Genomic DNA, 16,196 nt, shown 5'->3' with positions numbered 1-16,196 from the left:
TCAGGCGGCCTGCTGCATCAGAAAGGGTGCGTAGAACCGCTCGATCTCGCCGAGCACCTGATCGGCATCATCAATGAAATTGGCCATGTTGCGGAACTCGGCCGAGCCGTGCAGCCCCTTGGTATACCAGCCCAGATGCTTGCGTGCCATCTTGACCCCGGTGTCGCGGCCATAGTGATCGAGCATCCGGTTGTAGTGCTCGACGACCAGCGCATATTGTTCGTCAATGCCGGGCGTGGCGCGCGCCTCCCCAGTGCGCCACCAGTGCATCACCTGACCCAGCAGCCACGGCTTGCCATAGGCACCGCGGCCGATCATCAGCCCGTCCGCACCCGATTGTTCAAGCGCTTTGGCAGCGTCCTCAATCGAGCAGATGTCGCCGTTGACGATCACGGGGACCTTCACCGCTTCCTTTACCTTGCGGATGAACGCCCAGTCGGCATTGCCCTTGTACATCTGATTTCGGGTGCGGCCGTGGACAGTGATCATTTGCACGCCGATGTCTTCCGCCATCCGGGCAAGCTCCGGCGCGTTGAGGCTGTTGTGGTCCCAGCCCATCCGCATCTTGACGGTCACCGGCACTTTCACTGCCTTGACCGTCGCTTCCATCAGGCGCACCGCAAGCGGCACTTCGCGCATCAACGCCGAGCCCGCCAACTGGCCGACGACCTTGCGAACCGGGCAGCCGAAATTGATGTCGATGATCGCCGCGCCGTTGCCTTCCTGGATCTTGGCGGCTTCGGCCATGCTCGCGGGATCGCAACCGACCAGCTGCATCGAGACCGGTTCTTCGATCCGATCCCACGCGGTCTTCTGCGTGCTGACCCGGGTCTCGCGGATCGCGGCCTCGCTCGCCACCATTTCGGTGACGTTGAGGCCTGAGCCGTAGCGCCGTACCAGGGTGCGAAACGGCATATCGGTGACACCCGTCATCGGCGCCAGCACGACCGGCTCGGCCACCGTGACCGGGCCGATGGCAATCGGCTTCAGAGCCGGCGGAGGGGGGAGTGAGTTCATCTTGCGGGTGATGCCTAAAATATGGGCAGGCGCATAGTGGATTGCCGAAAGCGCGTCCAGACCCTAAGCGAAGCCCCCGATGGTCAGCGCCGCTCCCCTCTCCCCATTTGCCGCGATTGTTGTGGCTGCTGGCAAGGGTCTGCGTGTGGGGGGCGACACCCCGAAACAGTTCCGTGAATGGCGCGGCAAGCCGCTGATCCGCCATTCGGTCGAGGCGCTGAAGGCTGCTGGCGCCGATCCCTTGGTGGTGGTGGTTGCGGCTGATGCGCAGGATCATGCCGAGTTGGCGTTGGCGGGGATTTCCGGGGTAACCTTCGTCAACGGCGGCTTGACCCGGCAGGACTCGGTCCGCTGCGGGTTGGAAGCACTGGCCGCGGCCGAGCCCCAGAGCGTGCTCATTCACGATGCCGCCCGCCCAGATCTGCCGCGCGAGGTGATCGATCGCCTCCTGACGGCCTTGAGCGAGCATCCGGGCGCAATTCCCGTACTGCCGGTGGTCGATAGCCTCGCGGTCGACAATGGTGGTGTGATGAGCGGCAAGGCAGAGCGGGAAGCCCTCCGCCGCGTCCAGACCCCCCAGGCCTTCCGCTTCGATACCATCCTCGCCGCGCACCGCGCTTGGACCGGACCGACCGATGCCGGCGACGATGCCCAGGTGCTGATGGCCAGCACTGGTTCAGTTGCACTCGTCCAAGGCGACGAGCGGCTCAAGAAAATCACCTTTGTCGAGGATTTTGCCGCCCCCATGACTGCCCCTGCATTCCGTATCGGCCAAGGCTTCGACGTCCATCGCCTTGAGGCGGGTGAGGAACTGTGGCTGGGCGGCGTGCGGATCCCGCATGACAAGGGCCTCGCCGGCCATTCCGATGCGGATGTCGCGCTCCACGCGATTACGGATGCAGTGCTTGGCGCGGTGGGCGAAGGCGATATCGGCACGCATTTCCCGCCGAGCGATCCGCAATGGCGCGGCGCGCGATCGGGGCAGTTTCTTGAGCACGCTGTCAGCCTCGTGCGCGCGGCTGGCTATGCCATCGCCAATATCGACCTCACTCTGATCTGCGAAGAGCCCAAGATCGGGCCGCACCGCCCGGCCATGCGCGCCGAAGTGGCGCGGCTGATGGGGCTCCGTGAAAATGCGGTGAGCATCAAGGCCACCACCACCGAAAAACTCGGTTTCACCGGCCGCGGCGAAGGGATCGCTGCGCAGGCCATCGTTTGTGTCATGCTAGCATCGGAAGGACCCACGTCATGAAGCACCGCCTGCCCACCCGCTTGATCGCCCCTGCCCTCGCCTTGACCGCGCTGGCCACGTCCCAGGCTGCGCTTGCCCAGCAACAGGCCTGTGTCGCCCCGGCCGATCTGTCGGATGCGGTGGTCTATGTCATGCCGATCGCGTTTGACGCGGCGCAGACCGCTTGTGCCAACCGCCTGTCGCGCGATGGCTTCATGGCAACGGGGGGTGAGGCCTATATCAGCCAGTTCCGCAGCGGCCAGGACAAGGCGTGGCCCGGTGCCTTCCGTTTCCTCAAGACCTTCATGGACAAGGACAACGGCGGCGAAGGCGGATCGCAAGATCAGATGGGCGCAATACTCGGCTCGATGCCCGAAGAAGCCCTGCGTCCCTTCGTCGATGCCCTGGTCGGACAGATGATCGCGGCCGAGATCAAAGGTGACGCCTGCGGCCAGATCGAACGCGGGCTCGAACTCTTCAGCCCCATGCCGGTTGAAAATGTCGGCGGTATCGTCGCCTTCATCGCCGAGCTGACCGACCTCAAGAACCCGCCGGTCTGCGGGGCGTCGTCGGCCACCACCGGCACGGCGCGCAAGTAAGCCCGCCATGCCCCTCTCCCTGCTCCCTGACGATATTGCCGCCCTTGCCGCCCGCGTCGTGAGTGAAAACACCGCGACCGGACGCAAGGTCGTCACGGCGGAAAGCTGCACCGGCGGACTGGTCGCGGCGGCGATCACCGAGATCCCCGGGTCCTCGGCCGTGCTTGATCGAAGCTACGTGACCTATTCGAACGAAGCCAAGATGGAGATGCTGGGCGTTGCCCGCGACATCATCGAAACCTTCGGCGCGGTTTCGATTGCCTGCGCCTGGGCGATGGCCAAAGGAGCACTGGACCGGTCAAACGCCGATGTGGCGGTGGCGATCAGCGGAGTGGCGGGGCCTGGTGGCGGGACACCGCAAAAGCCGGTCGGCACGGTCGTCTTTGCCCGGCTCGTGCGCAATGCGACCGGAGAGCCGGAGGGTGAGCTCAAGTTCTTCGAAGGGGGCGAAGGCCCGGATGGCCGCGCCGAAATTCGCCGTCAGGCGACGCTCTGCGCGCTGGAACTGCTGTTGCCATAAAGCTGCGCCGCACGCGCTTCAAAGGCCTCGACCATCTTGCGGAAGGCCTTGTCGAAATACTGTCCGGCGATCTTTTCGAACAGGCGGTTCTTGAAGGTGAAGTCGACGAGGAAGTCGATTTCGCAACTGTGGTCATCCACAGCGCGAAACGTCCAGACATTGTCGAGATCGCTGAGCGGGCCATCGAGATAATGGACGTCAATCTCCAAGGGCCGGACTTTCTTGACCCGTGAGGTGAAGCTTTCACGGATCGCCTTGAAACCCACCACCATGTCAGCGACCATCTCGGTTTCGGTGTTGGAACGCACGCGGGTAGCGATCACCCAGGGTAGGAATTCACCATATCGCCCGACATCGGCGACCAGATCGAACATCTGCTCGGCGCTATAAGGCAGGCGGCGGGTTTCGCGGATGCCGGGCATCAGGCCTTGGCCTTCGCTCCAGAGCGGGCAAGCTTTTCCTCACGCGCCGCCCGCATCTTCGCGAAATCGTCACCGGCGTGATAGCTTGAACGGGTCAGCGGGGTGGCCGCAACCTGCAAGAAGCCCTTGGCCCGGGCAATCGCACCATAGGCTGAAAAGGCCTTGGGCGTGACGAATTCCTCGACCGCCGCGTGCTTCGGTGTGGGCTGGAGATATTGGCCCATGGTGATGAAATCGACCTCAGCCGAACGCATGTCGTCCATCACTTGGTGCACTTCGAGGCGCTGTTCGCCGAGGCCCAGCATGATGCCCGATTTGGTGAAGATCAGCGGATTGTGGGCCTTCACTTCTTCCAGCAGCCGGAGCGAGGCGTAATAGCGCGCGCCCGGGCGGATCGTCGGGTACAGCCGCGGGACGGTTTCGAGATTGTGGTTGTACACGTCCGGTCCCGCCTCGCAGATCATCTCCACCGCGCGGCGCATCTTGCCGCGAAAATCGGGGGTGAGGATCTCGATCGTGGTATTCGGCGTATTGCGGCGAAGCGCCTCGATCACCTTGACGAATTGCGAGGCGCCGCCATCGGGAAGATCATCGCGGTCGACGCTGGTGATGACGATGTGTTCGAGGCCCATCTTGGCCGCGGCAATCGCTGTATTCTCGGGCTCGAACGGGTCGACCGCCTTGGGCATGCCGGTCTTGACGTTGCAGAAGGCGCAGGCCCGGGTGCAGACATCGCCGAGGATCATCACCGTCGCGTGCTTCTTGGTCCAGCATTCGCCAATGTTCGGGCAAGCAGCCTCCTCGCACACGGTGTGGAGGTTCAACTCCCGCATCAGCTTGCGCGTCTCGTTGTAGCCTTCGCTTACGGGCGCGCGCACACGGATCCAGTCGGGCTTGCGCTGGCGGGCGGGCCGCTCGGCGGGTGAGGCAGGCTGCGGCGTGCTGGCGAGGTCGTTCATGGCACGCCATTTAGGCGCGCAAAGCCTCGCCCGCAAGCACGGCGCTGGTTGCATTTTGCACCATGGCACCTGCCAAAAAAGAGCGCCGGACGGTGAGACCGCCCGGCGCTACCCTTGATCCCGGCTATCGCGCGGTACGATCAGCTACCGACCGCGGCCACGGCTGGCGCGGCCGGAGCGGCCGACTGCGAGGCATAAGCGCTCCACAACTTCGCAATCGGCGAGCGCGGACCATCGACCTTCGCCAGCGTCTCGCGCGCCGCATCGATATTGCCAGCGCCGATCTGGGCGATGCCCAGTCGGGTCAGTGCGAGATTGCGATCAACCTCGGGCATGGTCAGGCTGCGTTCGTAGAAGCTGGCCGCCTTGGCGTATTCGCCATAGCTGAGGAAGGTATCTCCTGCGGCCAGCACGGTGCGCAGCCTGGCAGTCGGCGCGTTCGCATCACGCTCAAGCGCGGGAAGAGCGGCCCGGTCCTCAGCGATCAGGCCGTTGGCGGTGGCGAGCTGCTCGTCCACCCACGGATCGCTGCCCTTGGGAATCGCGCCGGTAGCATTGGCTTCATCGATCACCGACTTCACTTCCATCGGCAGGCGGCGCGTATCGGCCGCCTCGATGTAGAACACGTAGTCGTTCTTATCCTTCAGCGTTCCCACCCGCTTGCCGAGACGCAGCAAGTCGAGCAGCACCGGACCGTCATAATCATTCAGATTGCGCGTCAGGTTCACCGCATCGCGCCAGTTTTCCTGGGTCGGAACGTCGGTCACCCAGACCTGCACGAAGTCATAGATCTGCGGCACAAGCTCGTTGTTGTAAGCGATCTGAACCCCGCGGCGATACCAATTGGGATTGACCGGCTGGCCTTCCGCCTTGCGGGCAGCGATCAGCTGGCTGATGTAGGCTACGCCTTCGGCAAAACGCTCTTGCGAGAAGTAGAGCTCGGCCATGTTCATGCGCACATCATAGGAGCTGAGATTCGGCGCGCTGTAGTTGAGGTCGATCGCCTTCTGGAGATAGGTCTCGGCCTTGCTGAACTGGTTTTGCGCCGTGGCAAGCTGCGAGGCTACGAAGGCGAAGCGGCCGGTATCCTCGGGCTTTACCTTGCCACTTCCGAGCATCAATTCGGCGCCGCGCAGCTGGAGCGCCAAGTCCTTGCCGGTGATCCCGGCGTTGAACAGCATCCCGCCGGCCGCAAGCTGCTCATCCGGCGACGCCGCCATATTGGCAATGGCTTCGATTTGCGGCTTGAGTGCGGCGATATTGGCCGCCGGGTCCTTCAATGCGGTTTCGACCGGCGTGTAAGCGGCTACGAATTCCTTCGCATAAACAGGCGCGGCGGCCTGAGCCTTCTCGTCCTTCTTTTTCTTCTGGGCGTGTGCTGCATCGGTCAAACCCGGAACGGCGAGCACAGCGGTACCGCTGGCGAGCGCCACAGCCAGAGCAAGCTGGCGCGCTAAGCTGGCGGGGCGACGGGGCGAAGACATATTGGTCACTGCATCCTCCACAAGTAGTGCAGCGGCGTGCCAGACGTGGCCCGGACGCTGCCCGAATTCCGGGTGAGCCTTTGAACGGCTCGCACGGGATTTGCAATTCCCGCTAGGCACGCCGTGCTGAACGGGCTTTGAATGCCCGGGAAGCCGATGCTGGCCACTCCGCCCCGCAAATGTGGAAAAATGCGGCAGGTTCATGGTGTGTTCCCTGCTCAAGGTGGCGAAACCCCCGGCACATGCCTAGATAGCGGGGGATACGCGGCCCTACCAAGGCCCGAACTGCCGCATCGGCATCAGAACACAATCAGAAACGGCCCAGACCTTGAGCGACGACAGCGACATTATCGATTCCCCCGCGCCTGCACCGATGGGCGGCTTTGAACGCATCGACATCGTCGATGAGATGAAGTCGAGCTATCTCGATTATGCGATGAGCGTGATCGTTGCCCGCGCGCTGCCCGATGTGCGTGACGGGCTGAAGCCGGTCCACCGCCGGATTCTCTTCGCCAGCCAGGAAGGCGGCTTTGTCGCGGGCAAGCCGTATCGCAAAAGCGCCAAGATTGTTGGCGACGTGATGGGCAACTATCACCCGCATGGCGATAGCGCGATTTACGACGCCCTCGCCCGGATGACGCAGCCATGGTCGATGCGGGTGCCGCTGATCGATGGTCAGGGGAACTTCGGTTCGATGGACCCCGATCCGCCAGCCTCGATGCGATACACCGAAGCGCGTCTCGCACGGGTCGCGAACGCGCTGCTCGACGATCTCGACAAGGATACGGTCGATTTCACCGATAACTACGATGGCTCCCGCAAGGAGCCGACGGTACTGCCCGCGCGCTTCCCCAACCTGCTGGTCAACGGCGCGGGCGGGATCGCGGTCGGGATGGCGACCAATGTGCCGCCGCACAATCTGGGCGAAGTGATCGATGCCTGTTTCGCCTACATGGACAACCCCGCGATCACTTCAGAAGAGCTGATCCAATACATCCCCGGCCCCGATTTCCCCACTGCGCCCCTGATCCTCGGCACGCACGGCGCGCGGCAGGCCTACACCACCGGGCGCGGGTCGATCCTGATGCGCTGTCGCCATGAGATCGAAAGCACCCGCGGGGCCAAGAGCGAAGGGCGCGAAAGCATCGTCTTCACCTCGATCCCCTATCAGGTTGGCAAGTCCGCGCTGGTCGAAAAGATCGCTGAAGCCGCCAAGGACAAACGGATCGAGGGCATCAGCGACATCCGCGACGAAAGCTCGCGTGAAGGCGTGCGCGTGGTGATTGACCTCAAGCGCGATGCTACCCCCGATGTGGTGCTCAACCAGATCTGGCGGCACACCCCCGCGCAGTCCTCGTTCCCGGCGAACATGCTGGCGATCCGCGGCGGACGCCCGGAAACACTGCGCCTGCGCGATTTCATTGCCGCCTTCATCGCCTTCCGCGAGGAAGTGATCACGCGGCGCACCAAGTTCGAACTCGCCAAGGCGCGGGACCGGGCGCACATCTTGCTCGGCCTGGTGGTCGCGGTGTCCAACCTCGACGAGGTGGTGGCGATGATCCGCAGCGCCCCCAACCCGGCCGAAGCACGCCGGCGGCTGCTCGCCAAGGAATGGCCGATCGGCGATATTGCACAGTATATCCGGCTGGTCGAAGCGATCGAACCTTCCGCAGACCAGGAAGGCGGCACCTATCGTCTGTCGGAACGGCAGGTGAAGGCAATTCTCGAACTGCGCCTCCATCGCCTGACAGCGCTGGGTCGCGATGAGATCGGCGGCGAATTGCAAGGGCTATCGGTCGCAATCGAGGAATATCTTGCGATCCTTGCTGACCGGGTGAAGCTCTATACGCTGATGCGCGAGGAATTGGTTGAAATCCGCGCAACCTACGCCACCCCGCGCCTGTCCGAAATCGCCCCCGCTTGGGACGGGCTCGAAGACGAGGACCTGATCGAGCGCGAGGAGATGGTCGTCACCGTCACGCACGGCGGCTATATCAAGCGGACACCGCTCGACACCTTCCGGGCGCAGGCGCGCGGCGGCAAGGGCCGTTCGGGCATGGCGACCAAGGACGAGGACGCGGTTGTCGAGCTCTTCGTCACCTCAACCCACAACCCCGTGCTCTTCTTCACCAATACCGGCCGCGTGTACCGGATGAAGGTGTGGAAGCTGCCCGAAGGCGGCCCGCAGACCAAGGGCCGTCCGATGGTCAACCTCCTGCCGCTGGGCGAGGACGAGCGCGTCACCAACGTGCTGCCGCTGCCCGAGGACGAGGCGACCTGGTCCAATCTCAACATCGTCTTCGCGACCGAACAGGGCATGGTCCGCCGCAACTCGATGGATGCCTTCGCCAACATCCCCACTGCAGGCAAATATGCGATGGGCTTCGTCGAAGGTTCGGGGGACCGGCTGATCGGGGTGCAGCTGCTGACCGAGGATCAGGAGATTTTCCTCGCCAGCGACAGCGGCAAGGCGATCCGCTTCGCCGCCACCGACGCGCGCGAGACCAAGAGCCGCACCGGTATCGGCGTGCGCGGCATGAGCCTCAAGAAAGGCGGCAAGGTCGTCTCGATGGCGGTGGTCGATCCGCTTACTGCCGACATGGAAACGCGCGAGGCCTATCTGCGCGCGGCGGCATGGAAGAACAACGAAGCCGTCTCGGCTCTGCCCGCCGAACAAGTCGCCGCTATGGCCGAGGCTGAGGAATTCATCCTCACCATCACCGCCAATGGCTACGGCAAGATTTCCTCGGCTTACGAGTACCGCACCACGTCGCGCGGGGGTCAGGGCATCACCAACATCGGCACGCCGGAAAGCAACCCGGAGCGCAACGGCCCTGTGGTGGCCAGCTTCCCGGTCAAGCACGGATCGCAGCTGATGCTGGTAACCGATCAGGCCAAGCTGATCCGCCTCAGTATCGATTTCCGTCACCTGATCGAAGGCGGGTTCGAGAATCTCAAGGGCTTCAGCATCTCCGGGCGCGGGTCTTCGGGCATTCGCATCTTCGACGTCGCCAAGGACGAGCACATTGTCGGTGCGGCGCTGATCGACGAGACGACCGAGCCGGAAAACCCGGCCGAGGAAGCCGTTGCCGCCGAATTGAATGCCGCGCCTGATGCGGGCGAGCCTCCCGTCACCTGACGGGTTGTTCGCCCCGCAGGCACTGCACGATGCCGGTCGCAATCATCACCTGACCCGCGTAGTACAGCGGCCAGATCAGCAGATCGGGCAGCGATGCCAGATTGATCGTGCCTGTGCGCGAAAAGATCAGCCAGTCGCTCAGCACGAACAGCACCGCCCCGGTGCCGACGCGGTAACGCGGATAGTGGCTCATCCACGCCGCTGAGGCCATTGCGCCGAGGAAGCTGGCATAAAGCGCGATCTGGACTTGCCCGCTCAGCAGATAGCTGATGAGCGGGGTGCCGATCAGCAGAGCGGCGCCCGTCATCTTCTGGGTGGGCGAAGGGCGCTTGTGCAGGTTGCGGAGATAAAGCGCCACCGAGACACAATGCGCAGCAGCAAAGAACGCACCACCGACGAAAAAATCCAGCTCGATCGCCACATCGCCCGCCGCCGCCAGAAGCAGCATTGCGACCAAAAGCGCACCGTCCAGCCCGCGACGATCATGCGGAAAGCGCAATAGCACATAAAGCGCCAATAGTCCGACCGAAGCCCCTTTTGCGAGCAAGCCCCAGGTGCCCTCGAAAACCGGATTGTCGCTCAGAAAATAGTACGCGGTCGCCGCCGTGATGCTCGCCAGCAGCCACGGCCTTTGTTCGATCAGCGCCTGCTTTGCCATGTCCGCCCTTCCCTTGCCGGATGTGCTGCTCCCCGTCGGGGCTTGCCGCGGAGCTATCACGCAATTACCTGCCCTGCCATGACCGGAAACCCGACAAAATACGATGTGCACATCATTGGCGGCGGCCTCGCGGGGAGCGAGGCGGCGTGGCAACTGGCCCAGCGCGGCGTGAAAGTGCGCCTGTCGGAGATGCGCGGGAGCGGGGAGATGACCCCGGCGCACCAGACCGATGGGCTGGCCGAGCTGGTGTGCTCCAATTCATTTCGCTCGGACGATGACACCAAGAATGCCGTCGGTTTGCTTCATCACGAGATGCGCCAGCTCGACAGCTTGGTGATGCGCGCTGGCCATGTCGCGCGGGTGCCTGCGGGCATTGCCATGGCGGTGGACCGCGATGTCTTTTCCGCTGAGGTCGAAAAGGCGCTTTCAAGTCACCCTAATGTCACCATCGTGCGCGAGCGGATCGATGCTTTGCCCGAAGCTGGTCTCACCATCGTCGCTACCGGGCCGCTGACGGCCGAGGCACTCGCAGGCAGCATCGTGCGCGCGACCGGGGCTGAGCGGCTCGCTTTCTTTGATGCCATCGCGCCGATCGTGCACCGCGACAGCATCGACATGTCGAAGTGCTGGATCCAGTCGCGCTGGAACAAGCGCACCGATGCCTCCAATGAGGGCGGAGATTACATCAATTGCCCGATGAACGAGGAGCAGTACCGCGCCTTCCACCGCGGGTTGATGGAAGGCGAGAAGTCCGAGTTCAAGCAATGGGAAAAGGACACGCCCTATTTCGATGGCTGTATGCCGATCGAAGTGATGGCCGAGCGGGGCTGGGAAACGCTGCGCTATGGCCCGATGAAAGGCGTCGGGCTCGACAATCCCTTCGATGTGACGCCTGAATTTCCGCAGGGCCGCTGGCCCTATGCCGTGGTGCAGCTCAGGCAAGACAACAAGCTGGGCACGCTGTGGAACATGGTGGGCTTCCAGACAAAGCTCAAATACGCCGCCCAGATGGAGCTGTTCCGCACTATTCCGGGGCTAGAGAATGCCGAATTCGCGCGGCTCGGCGGATTGCACCGCAACACCTTCCTCAATTCGCCGGAAGTGCTTGATCGCCAGCTGCGTTTGCGCGCTGCGCCGCATATCCGTTTCGCTGGGCAGGTGACGGGTTGCGAAGGCTATGTCGAGAGTGCCGCTATCGGCCTCGTCGCCGGGATGATGACCGCCGCCGAACTGGCCGGACACGATTGGCGGCCCCTGCCCGCCACTACGGCGCTGGGCGCGCTGCTGAGCCACATCACCGGCGATGCCGAGGCCGAGACCTTCCAGCCCATGAACGTCAATTTCGGCCTGTTCCCGCCGCTTCACGAGGTAGGCAAGAAAGTGCGCAAGGAGGCCTACACCGCCCGCGCCAAGGCCGATCTCGCCCGCTGGATCAGCGCCAGCCGTGAGGCCGTGCCAGCCTGACGGTCAGCATTTGCAGACGGGCTTACTCGCCGCAGGCTTGGGCGCAGTCGTCGCGAATTCACGCGGGGTCAGGCGTTGGTCCCGGTCGGCATCCGCCTTTTCGAAGCGCACCACGGTCGATACCGCCCATTCCTCGAAGGTCAGCAGATTGTTGCCATCCTTGTCGAGCGCGCGGAACCCTTCGGTCCGGGTACTGAGCATTTCGTTGCGGGTGATCAGCCGATCGCGGTTGCGATCATAGCGGAAGAAGCGCTGCTCCTCGCGGCTGAGCTCGCTCATCTCGGGGGGTGACGGGCCGGACATGCTGCCGGGATCAGCGTTTGGGAGCGCCTCGGGATCAGCCGCCGGCGGGGCCATCGGCGGCGGCAGGGCGGCCTGTTCAACCGCGGCGCGGCCCTGCCACCAGAACGTTCCAATCCCGGCAAGGGCCAACGCCCCTAAACCTCCCAAGACGGCTTGTCGCAAAGGTCTGCCCCTTTTGCTGAACACCCTCGCGCGAATATACCCAATCAGTTCAGAAAGATAGCACCCCTGAGTGCCGCAAGTGAGGCCCCCCTCCCCTCCATCAAGGGCCGTCCACCGCGCCTAAGCGCTCTCGTAGCCAACACATCAAGCACGGCGATTCCGCGCAAGCCCCGCGGAAGGCGTCCGGTCGCGCCGCGCTGCGCGGTTGCAAGGCCAGCAGCGACCAATGCGGCCCGCTCCTCTTCGTCCGAGACGGCAGCCGCAGCATCGGCCAGCGCCCAGCGTGAGCCTGCCGCCGCAAGTCGCGCCGCTAAAGCTGGCGAGCGATCTGGAGCCAAGGCTGCGAAGAACGCCCCGCGCGCTGCGCCGAAGGCTTCGGCTTCGCCTCGCCCCATCCGCTCTGCGCTCAGCAGAACTTCCCAGCCATCGACCATCTCGGACAAAGCGTTTTCGCGCCCGCCCCAATGCACCCCGATGCCATCGAGCACCACATCGCCCCGCGGGCGCTCCGCGACAGGTTTGGCAAGAGCGTCACGCCACCACGCCAGCCGCATCTGACCCAGCATCGGTTCGCTGGTGCGCATGACGATCCGCGCCAGCCGCCGATCAAGCTGAAGAGCTATGCTTAACGGCCCGCGAACCTTTGGGCTGCTCCATGCAAGCGCCAGATCGGCTTCGGGCGATAGGGGTTCGGGGGTCTCGTTCCTCACGCTTCCAGCGCGTAGCCAAGCATTCACACGCTTGGCAAGCAAACTGTCCCGGCCCGGGACGTCGACAATTCAGGAACCGCCAAGCGGTGCGTTAGCGCTTTGCTAACCATGTCCTTTCGCACTCCGCTTACCAGAACCACTTAAGGGCGAAGGCTGCATCTGGATTGTCCGCGGTAGTTCCGTGCGGACATCGGGGGAAGGGCACCTACGTAATGGCGCGAGAAAAGCAGGCCAAGATGGCGTTCATGCGCAGACTAGCGCGCGACAAGACCGCAAACGCGCTCGTGATTTCAGCCGCTGCGCTGGTTCCGATCATGGCAATGGTGGGCGGCGGTGTCGATGCGAGCCGCTATTACATGGCCACTGCACGTATGCAGGCTGCGTGCGATGCGGGCGCACTTGCCGCGCGCCGTGCGATGACGAATGACACGTTCACCTCGGCGCATCGCACGATCGGGCTCAACTTCTTCGATCAGAACTTCAACGAAGGCATCTTCGGCACCGAGGGCCGGACCCGCGACTATACCACCGACGGCGACGGGATGGTCATCGGCAATGCCAGCGCAACCTTGCCCGCCACGATCATGGACGCCTTCGGCTACGGCGAATTCAATATCGAGGTCAGCTGCACGGCCGAAATCAACATCTCCAACTCCGACATCATGTTCGTGCTCGACGTTACGGGCTCCATGTCGGAATGTCCCAATGGCACTCAGTGCAATTCGAACTCCAGTTCGAAGATTGTCGCACTGCGTAACGCGGTGATGAACTTCTACGACACGGTGGAAGCGGCAACCTCGACCAGCGCCCAAGTGCGTTACGGCTTCGTGCCCTATTCGCAGCAGGTCAATGTTGGCTTCTCGATCCCGCGTGCCTTCATGGCTGACACGCACAGCTATGAAACACGGGTGGCACGTTACAATCCCGCCCCCTTCCCCAATTCCGACCATCCGGACGTGGACCAGATCGGCGACCCGATCCTGATTTCGGATCAGGACGAGTGGTTGCCGCGGAACACGTCGCGGTTCAACTCCACCAACACGGATGATTACCGCTTCCGTACTGATGGCTCCAACGGAACGACCGCGCGCAACTTCTGTCAGAGCACTCTTCCGGGCACCCGTAACGTGACGGTCAGCGGCCAGACCCAGAGCTGGCAGGTCTTTGCAACGCCGCAGATCGTTCTCAACCAGTGGTCGGGCGGCAACTCGAACAACCGCGCAGGTTGCCGTGGACGCGTGCGCAAGACCCGCCCTGCGACCGCTGCAGACGTGGTTCCGCAGTTCCGCGAGTGGATCTATTGCGAAGTTACGCCGGGCGAGGCCAATCCATGCAACGTCAACAACCCGCCTCGCAGCCCTGCTGGCTGGGAGTCGGTCAACCTCGCGTCGATCTATGCCAACAACACGCTTCAGATCCCGGTCGGCACCAATGGTGCGATGACCACCCAGTCCTGGAGCGGTTGCATCGAAGAGCCGGTGTGGATGGACACCACGGGTAATTATAGCCCGATCCCTCCCGCTGCCCATGATCTCAACATCAATCTGGTTCCGGCGAACGAGTCGCAGAAGTGGAAGCCGGCGCTGAACACTGCGGCCTATGAACGGCGCGATGGAGCTGGCAACCGCACGACGAACACGGTGACCGACTCAGAGCGGATCGCCGCCGGATTGTCGACCACTCAGGACCGCCCTGGTTGGGTCTGCCCCGCGGCAGCGCGCAAGTTGACCGAAATCAGCCGGACGGATCTGCAAACCTACGTGAATGGTCTGGCGGCCAGCGGTAACACCTATCATGACATTGGCATGGTATGGGGCGCACGCTTCATTTCGCCGCGGGGCATGTTCGCCGCGGAAAACTCCACCGCGCCGAACGGCGACGCAATTGCCCGCCACATCGTGTTCATGACGGACGGTATCCTTGTCACCGGCATCGAGAACTATTCGACCCAGGGCATTGAATGGTGGGATCGCCGCGTCACGGGTAACGCCGATGCGAACCGCGAAGCAACTCGGCGCGCGGCCCGTCTGCAAGCTATCTGCCGCGCTGCGCAGCAGGAGAACATCACGGTCTGGGTGGTGGCCTTCGGGACAGCATTGACTCAGAACCTGATCGACTGCGCTTCGCCCGGCCGTGCCTTCCAGGCCAGCGACTCCGCAACCCTGAACGCCCGGTTCCAGGAAATCGCGCAGAAAATCGCCGCGCTGAGGTTGACCTCGTGATCGGCCGGCTGTCACGCACAGGCGCGCTGCTGCGCCGCCTGCACGCCGACCGTGGGGGTAACACCCTTATCGAGTTCGCGATCGTTTCGCCGGTCCTGCTTCTAATGATCATGGGCCTGTTCGACATGGCGCATACACAGTACTCACGGTCAGTCCTGCACGGCGCCATGCAGAAGGCGGGCCGCGACCTTACGCTGGAGAACGCCAACAGCCAGCAGGTCAATATTGATCAGCGGGTTACGGATCAGATCACGTCAGTTATGCCGTCGGGCGCGACGATCGATCTTGAAAAGCTGTCATTCTTCGAGTTCGCCGACGTCAGCGAACCGGAGGAGTTCACTGACATGAATAACGACGGCATCTGCAACAACAACGAACCCTACATCGATGCCAACGAAAATGGCGGCTGGGATGCAAATCGCGGCAGGGACGGGATCGGGGGCGCACGCGATGTCGTGCTCTACACCGCTACCGTTACCTACCCCCGGCTGTTCCCAATGTACTCCATGGCTGGCCTGCCAGACAACGTCACGATTGAGGCGTCGACCGTGCTGCGCAATCAGCCGTTTGACGAGCAGAATGACCGTGTCACCACTCCGGGAAATTGCCCATGACCAGCTCCACGAGAAAACCGCTGCGTAGCCGTATGCGTCGCATCGCCCATCGGCTTTCGGGCGACACATCCGGTCTGGCGCTGATCGAATTCGCCTTCGCCGCACCACTGGTGCTCGGCATGGGGATGCTTGGCACTGATACGGCCTTTCTGGTGATCACGCACATGCAGGTCAGCCAGATCGCGATGCAGGTTGCCGACAACGCTTCGCGTGTGGGTGAACAGGACGTGCTGACCGCGCGCAAGGTGTTCGAACGTGACATTGCCGAAACTCTGATCGGTGCAGAAAAGCTCGGCCAGAACCTCGATTTCTATGAAAACGCACGGGTCATCATTTCAAGCTTGCAGCGCAATTCATCGGGCGGTCAGTGGATCGCCTGGCAACGGTGCCGGGGGGCGGTGGTGCATAACTCCAGCTACGGGGTGGAAGGCAACGGCGCGACGGGAACCAGCTTCCCCGGAATGGGCGTGCCCGGCCGCTACATCACGGCATCACAAGGCACCGCCGTGATGTTTGTGGAAGTGGCGTTCGATTTCGAGCCGATCACACCAATCACCGTGTTTGAGAACCGCCGCATCGTCTACACGGCGGCCTTCAACGTTCGCGACAATCGCGACTTGACTCGCCTGTATGCCGGCGGCCCGGTTGCGCGTTGTAACGTATACTCGGCAGCCCGCCCGACCTGACCCAGG

At 63.2% G+C, this 16,196-nt stretch carries 15 protein-coding genes; 8 read left to right on the top strand and 7 right to left on the bottom strand.

Annotated features, from left to right (window positions below; genetic code table 11):
* Positions 1–1,017 carry a tRNA dihydrouridine synthase DusB gene (gene dusB / locus ACLBKT_RS05710; RefSeq protein ID WP_410181984.1) on the bottom strand — a complete coding sequence of 339 codons (1,017 nt, stop codon included), beginning with the start codon at positions 1,015–1,017 and terminating at the stop codon, positions 1–3.
* A gap of 79 nt (positions 1,018–1,096) precedes the next feature.
* On the opposite strand from dusB, the gene ACLBKT_RS05705 reads away from it, so the two are divergent.
* Genes ACLBKT_RS05705 through ACLBKT_RS05695 form a run of 3 tightly spaced genes read left to right on the top strand, consistent with a single transcriptional unit; the run spans position 1,097 to position 3,367 of the window.
* Complete coding sequence (locus ACLBKT_RS05705) at positions 1,097–2,269, top strand: bifunctional 2-C-methyl-D-erythritol 4-phosphate cytidylyltransferase/2-C-methyl-D-erythritol 2,4-cyclodiphosphate synthase (protein ID WP_410181983.1); 1,173 nt, start codon at positions 1,097–1,099, stop codon at positions 2,267–2,269.
* Positions 2,266–2,847 carry a hypothetical protein gene (locus tag ACLBKT_RS05700; RefSeq protein ID WP_410181982.1) on the top strand — a complete coding sequence of 194 codons (582 nt, stop codon included), beginning with the start codon at positions 2,266–2,268 and terminating at the stop codon, positions 2,845–2,847. The genes ACLBKT_RS05705 and ACLBKT_RS05700 overlap by 4 nt, the downstream gene beginning before the upstream one ends.
* A gap of 7 nt (positions 2,848–2,854) precedes the next feature.
* A complete protein-coding gene (locus ACLBKT_RS05695; RefSeq protein WP_410181981.1) occupies positions 2,855–3,367 on the top strand; it encodes a CinA family protein in 513 nt (170 codons plus the stop codon).
* Here the strand turns inward: ACLBKT_RS05695 and ACLBKT_RS05690 are convergent.
* The 3 genes from ACLBKT_RS05690 to ACLBKT_RS05680 form a co-directional block, all read right to left on the bottom strand.
* The gene (locus ACLBKT_RS05690; protein WP_410181980.1) at positions 3,328–3,789 is read right to left on the bottom strand and encodes a type II toxin-antitoxin system RatA family toxin; all 462 of its coding nucleotides are present in this window, start codon (positions 3,787–3,789) and stop codon (positions 3,328–3,330) included. The two genes, ACLBKT_RS05695 and ACLBKT_RS05690, sit on opposite strands and share 40 nt — an antisense overlap.
* On the bottom strand, positions 3,789–4,748 hold the full coding sequence (lipA, locus tag ACLBKT_RS05685) for a lipoyl synthase (protein WP_410181979.1): 960 nt from the start codon (positions 4,746–4,748) through the stop codon (positions 3,789–3,791). The genes ACLBKT_RS05690 and lipA overlap by 1 nt, the downstream gene beginning before the upstream one ends.
* Positions 4,749–4,888: 140 nt before the next feature.
* On the bottom strand, positions 4,889–6,241 hold the full coding sequence (locus tag ACLBKT_RS05680) for a hypothetical protein (protein WP_410181978.1): 1,353 nt from the start codon (positions 6,239–6,241) through the stop codon (positions 4,889–4,891).
* 319 nt (positions 6,242–6,560) lie between these two features.
* On the opposite strand from ACLBKT_RS05680, the gene gyrA reads away from it, so the two are divergent.
* A complete protein-coding gene (gyrA, locus tag ACLBKT_RS05675) occupies positions 6,561–9,371 on the top strand; it encodes a DNA gyrase subunit A (RefSeq protein WP_410181977.1) in 2,811 nt (936 codons plus the stop codon).
* On the opposite strand, the gene ACLBKT_RS05670 is transcribed toward gyrA, so the two are convergent.
* Positions 9,364–10,029: a lysoplasmalogenase family protein gene (locus ACLBKT_RS05670; RefSeq protein ID WP_410181976.1), complete on the bottom strand. Its 666-nt coding sequence runs from the start codon at positions 10,027–10,029 to the stop codon at positions 9,364–9,366. The two genes, gyrA and ACLBKT_RS05670, sit on opposite strands and share 8 nt — an antisense overlap.
* 78 nt (positions 10,030–10,107) lie before the next feature.
* Between ACLBKT_RS05670 and trmFO the strand changes: the two genes are divergently transcribed.
* Positions 10,108–11,493, top strand: a complete 1,386-nt coding sequence (trmFO, locus tag ACLBKT_RS05665; RefSeq protein WP_410181975.1) for a methylenetetrahydrofolate--tRNA-(uracil(54)-C(5))-methyltransferase (FADH(2)-oxidizing) TrmFO — start codon at positions 10,108–10,110, stop codon at positions 11,491–11,493.
* A 3-nt stretch (positions 11,494–11,496) separates the two neighbouring features.
* Here trmFO and ACLBKT_RS05660 read toward each other — a convergent pair whose 3' ends face one another.
* Positions 11,497–11,958: a hypothetical protein gene (locus ACLBKT_RS05660; protein WP_410181974.1), complete on the bottom strand. Its 462-nt coding sequence runs from the start codon at positions 11,956–11,958 to the stop codon at positions 11,497–11,499.
* A 44-nt stretch (positions 11,959–12,002) separates the two neighbouring features.
* Complete coding sequence (locus ACLBKT_RS05655) at positions 12,003–12,668, bottom strand: hypothetical protein (RefSeq protein ID WP_410181973.1); 666 nt, start codon at positions 12,666–12,668, stop codon at positions 12,003–12,005.
* A 212-nt stretch (positions 12,669–12,880) separates the two neighbouring features.
* Here ACLBKT_RS05655 and ACLBKT_RS05650 point away from each other — a divergent pair, with 212 nt between their 5' ends.
* Genes ACLBKT_RS05650 through ACLBKT_RS05640 form a run of 3 tightly spaced genes read left to right on the top strand, consistent with a single transcriptional unit; the run spans position 12,881 to position 16,190 of the window.
* Complete coding sequence (locus tag ACLBKT_RS05650) at positions 12,881–14,890, top strand: pilus assembly protein TadG-related protein (RefSeq protein ID WP_410181972.1); 2,010 nt, start codon at positions 12,881–12,883, stop codon at positions 14,888–14,890.
* Positions 14,887–15,504: a TadE/TadG family type IV pilus assembly protein gene (locus ACLBKT_RS05645; protein WP_410181971.1), complete on the top strand. Its 618-nt coding sequence runs from the start codon at positions 14,887–14,889 to the stop codon at positions 15,502–15,504. The genes ACLBKT_RS05650 and ACLBKT_RS05645 overlap by 4 nt, the downstream gene beginning before the upstream one ends.
* The gene (locus ACLBKT_RS05640) at positions 15,501–16,190 is read left to right on the top strand and encodes a TadE/TadG family type IV pilus assembly protein (RefSeq protein WP_410181970.1); all 690 of its coding nucleotides are present in this window, start codon (positions 15,501–15,503) and stop codon (positions 16,188–16,190) included. The genes ACLBKT_RS05645 and ACLBKT_RS05640 overlap by 4 nt, the downstream gene beginning before the upstream one ends.
* Positions 16,191–16,196: the final 6 nt, after the last annotated feature.

It is taken from the genome of Erythrobacter sp. W302b (assembly GCF_046452395.1).
Lineage (GTDB): Bacteria > Pseudomonadota > Alphaproteobacteria > Sphingomonadales > Sphingomonadaceae > Erythrobacter.
Note: the sequence above shows the minus strand (reverse complement) of the source record. Positions and strands in the feature narration are given on the sequence as shown.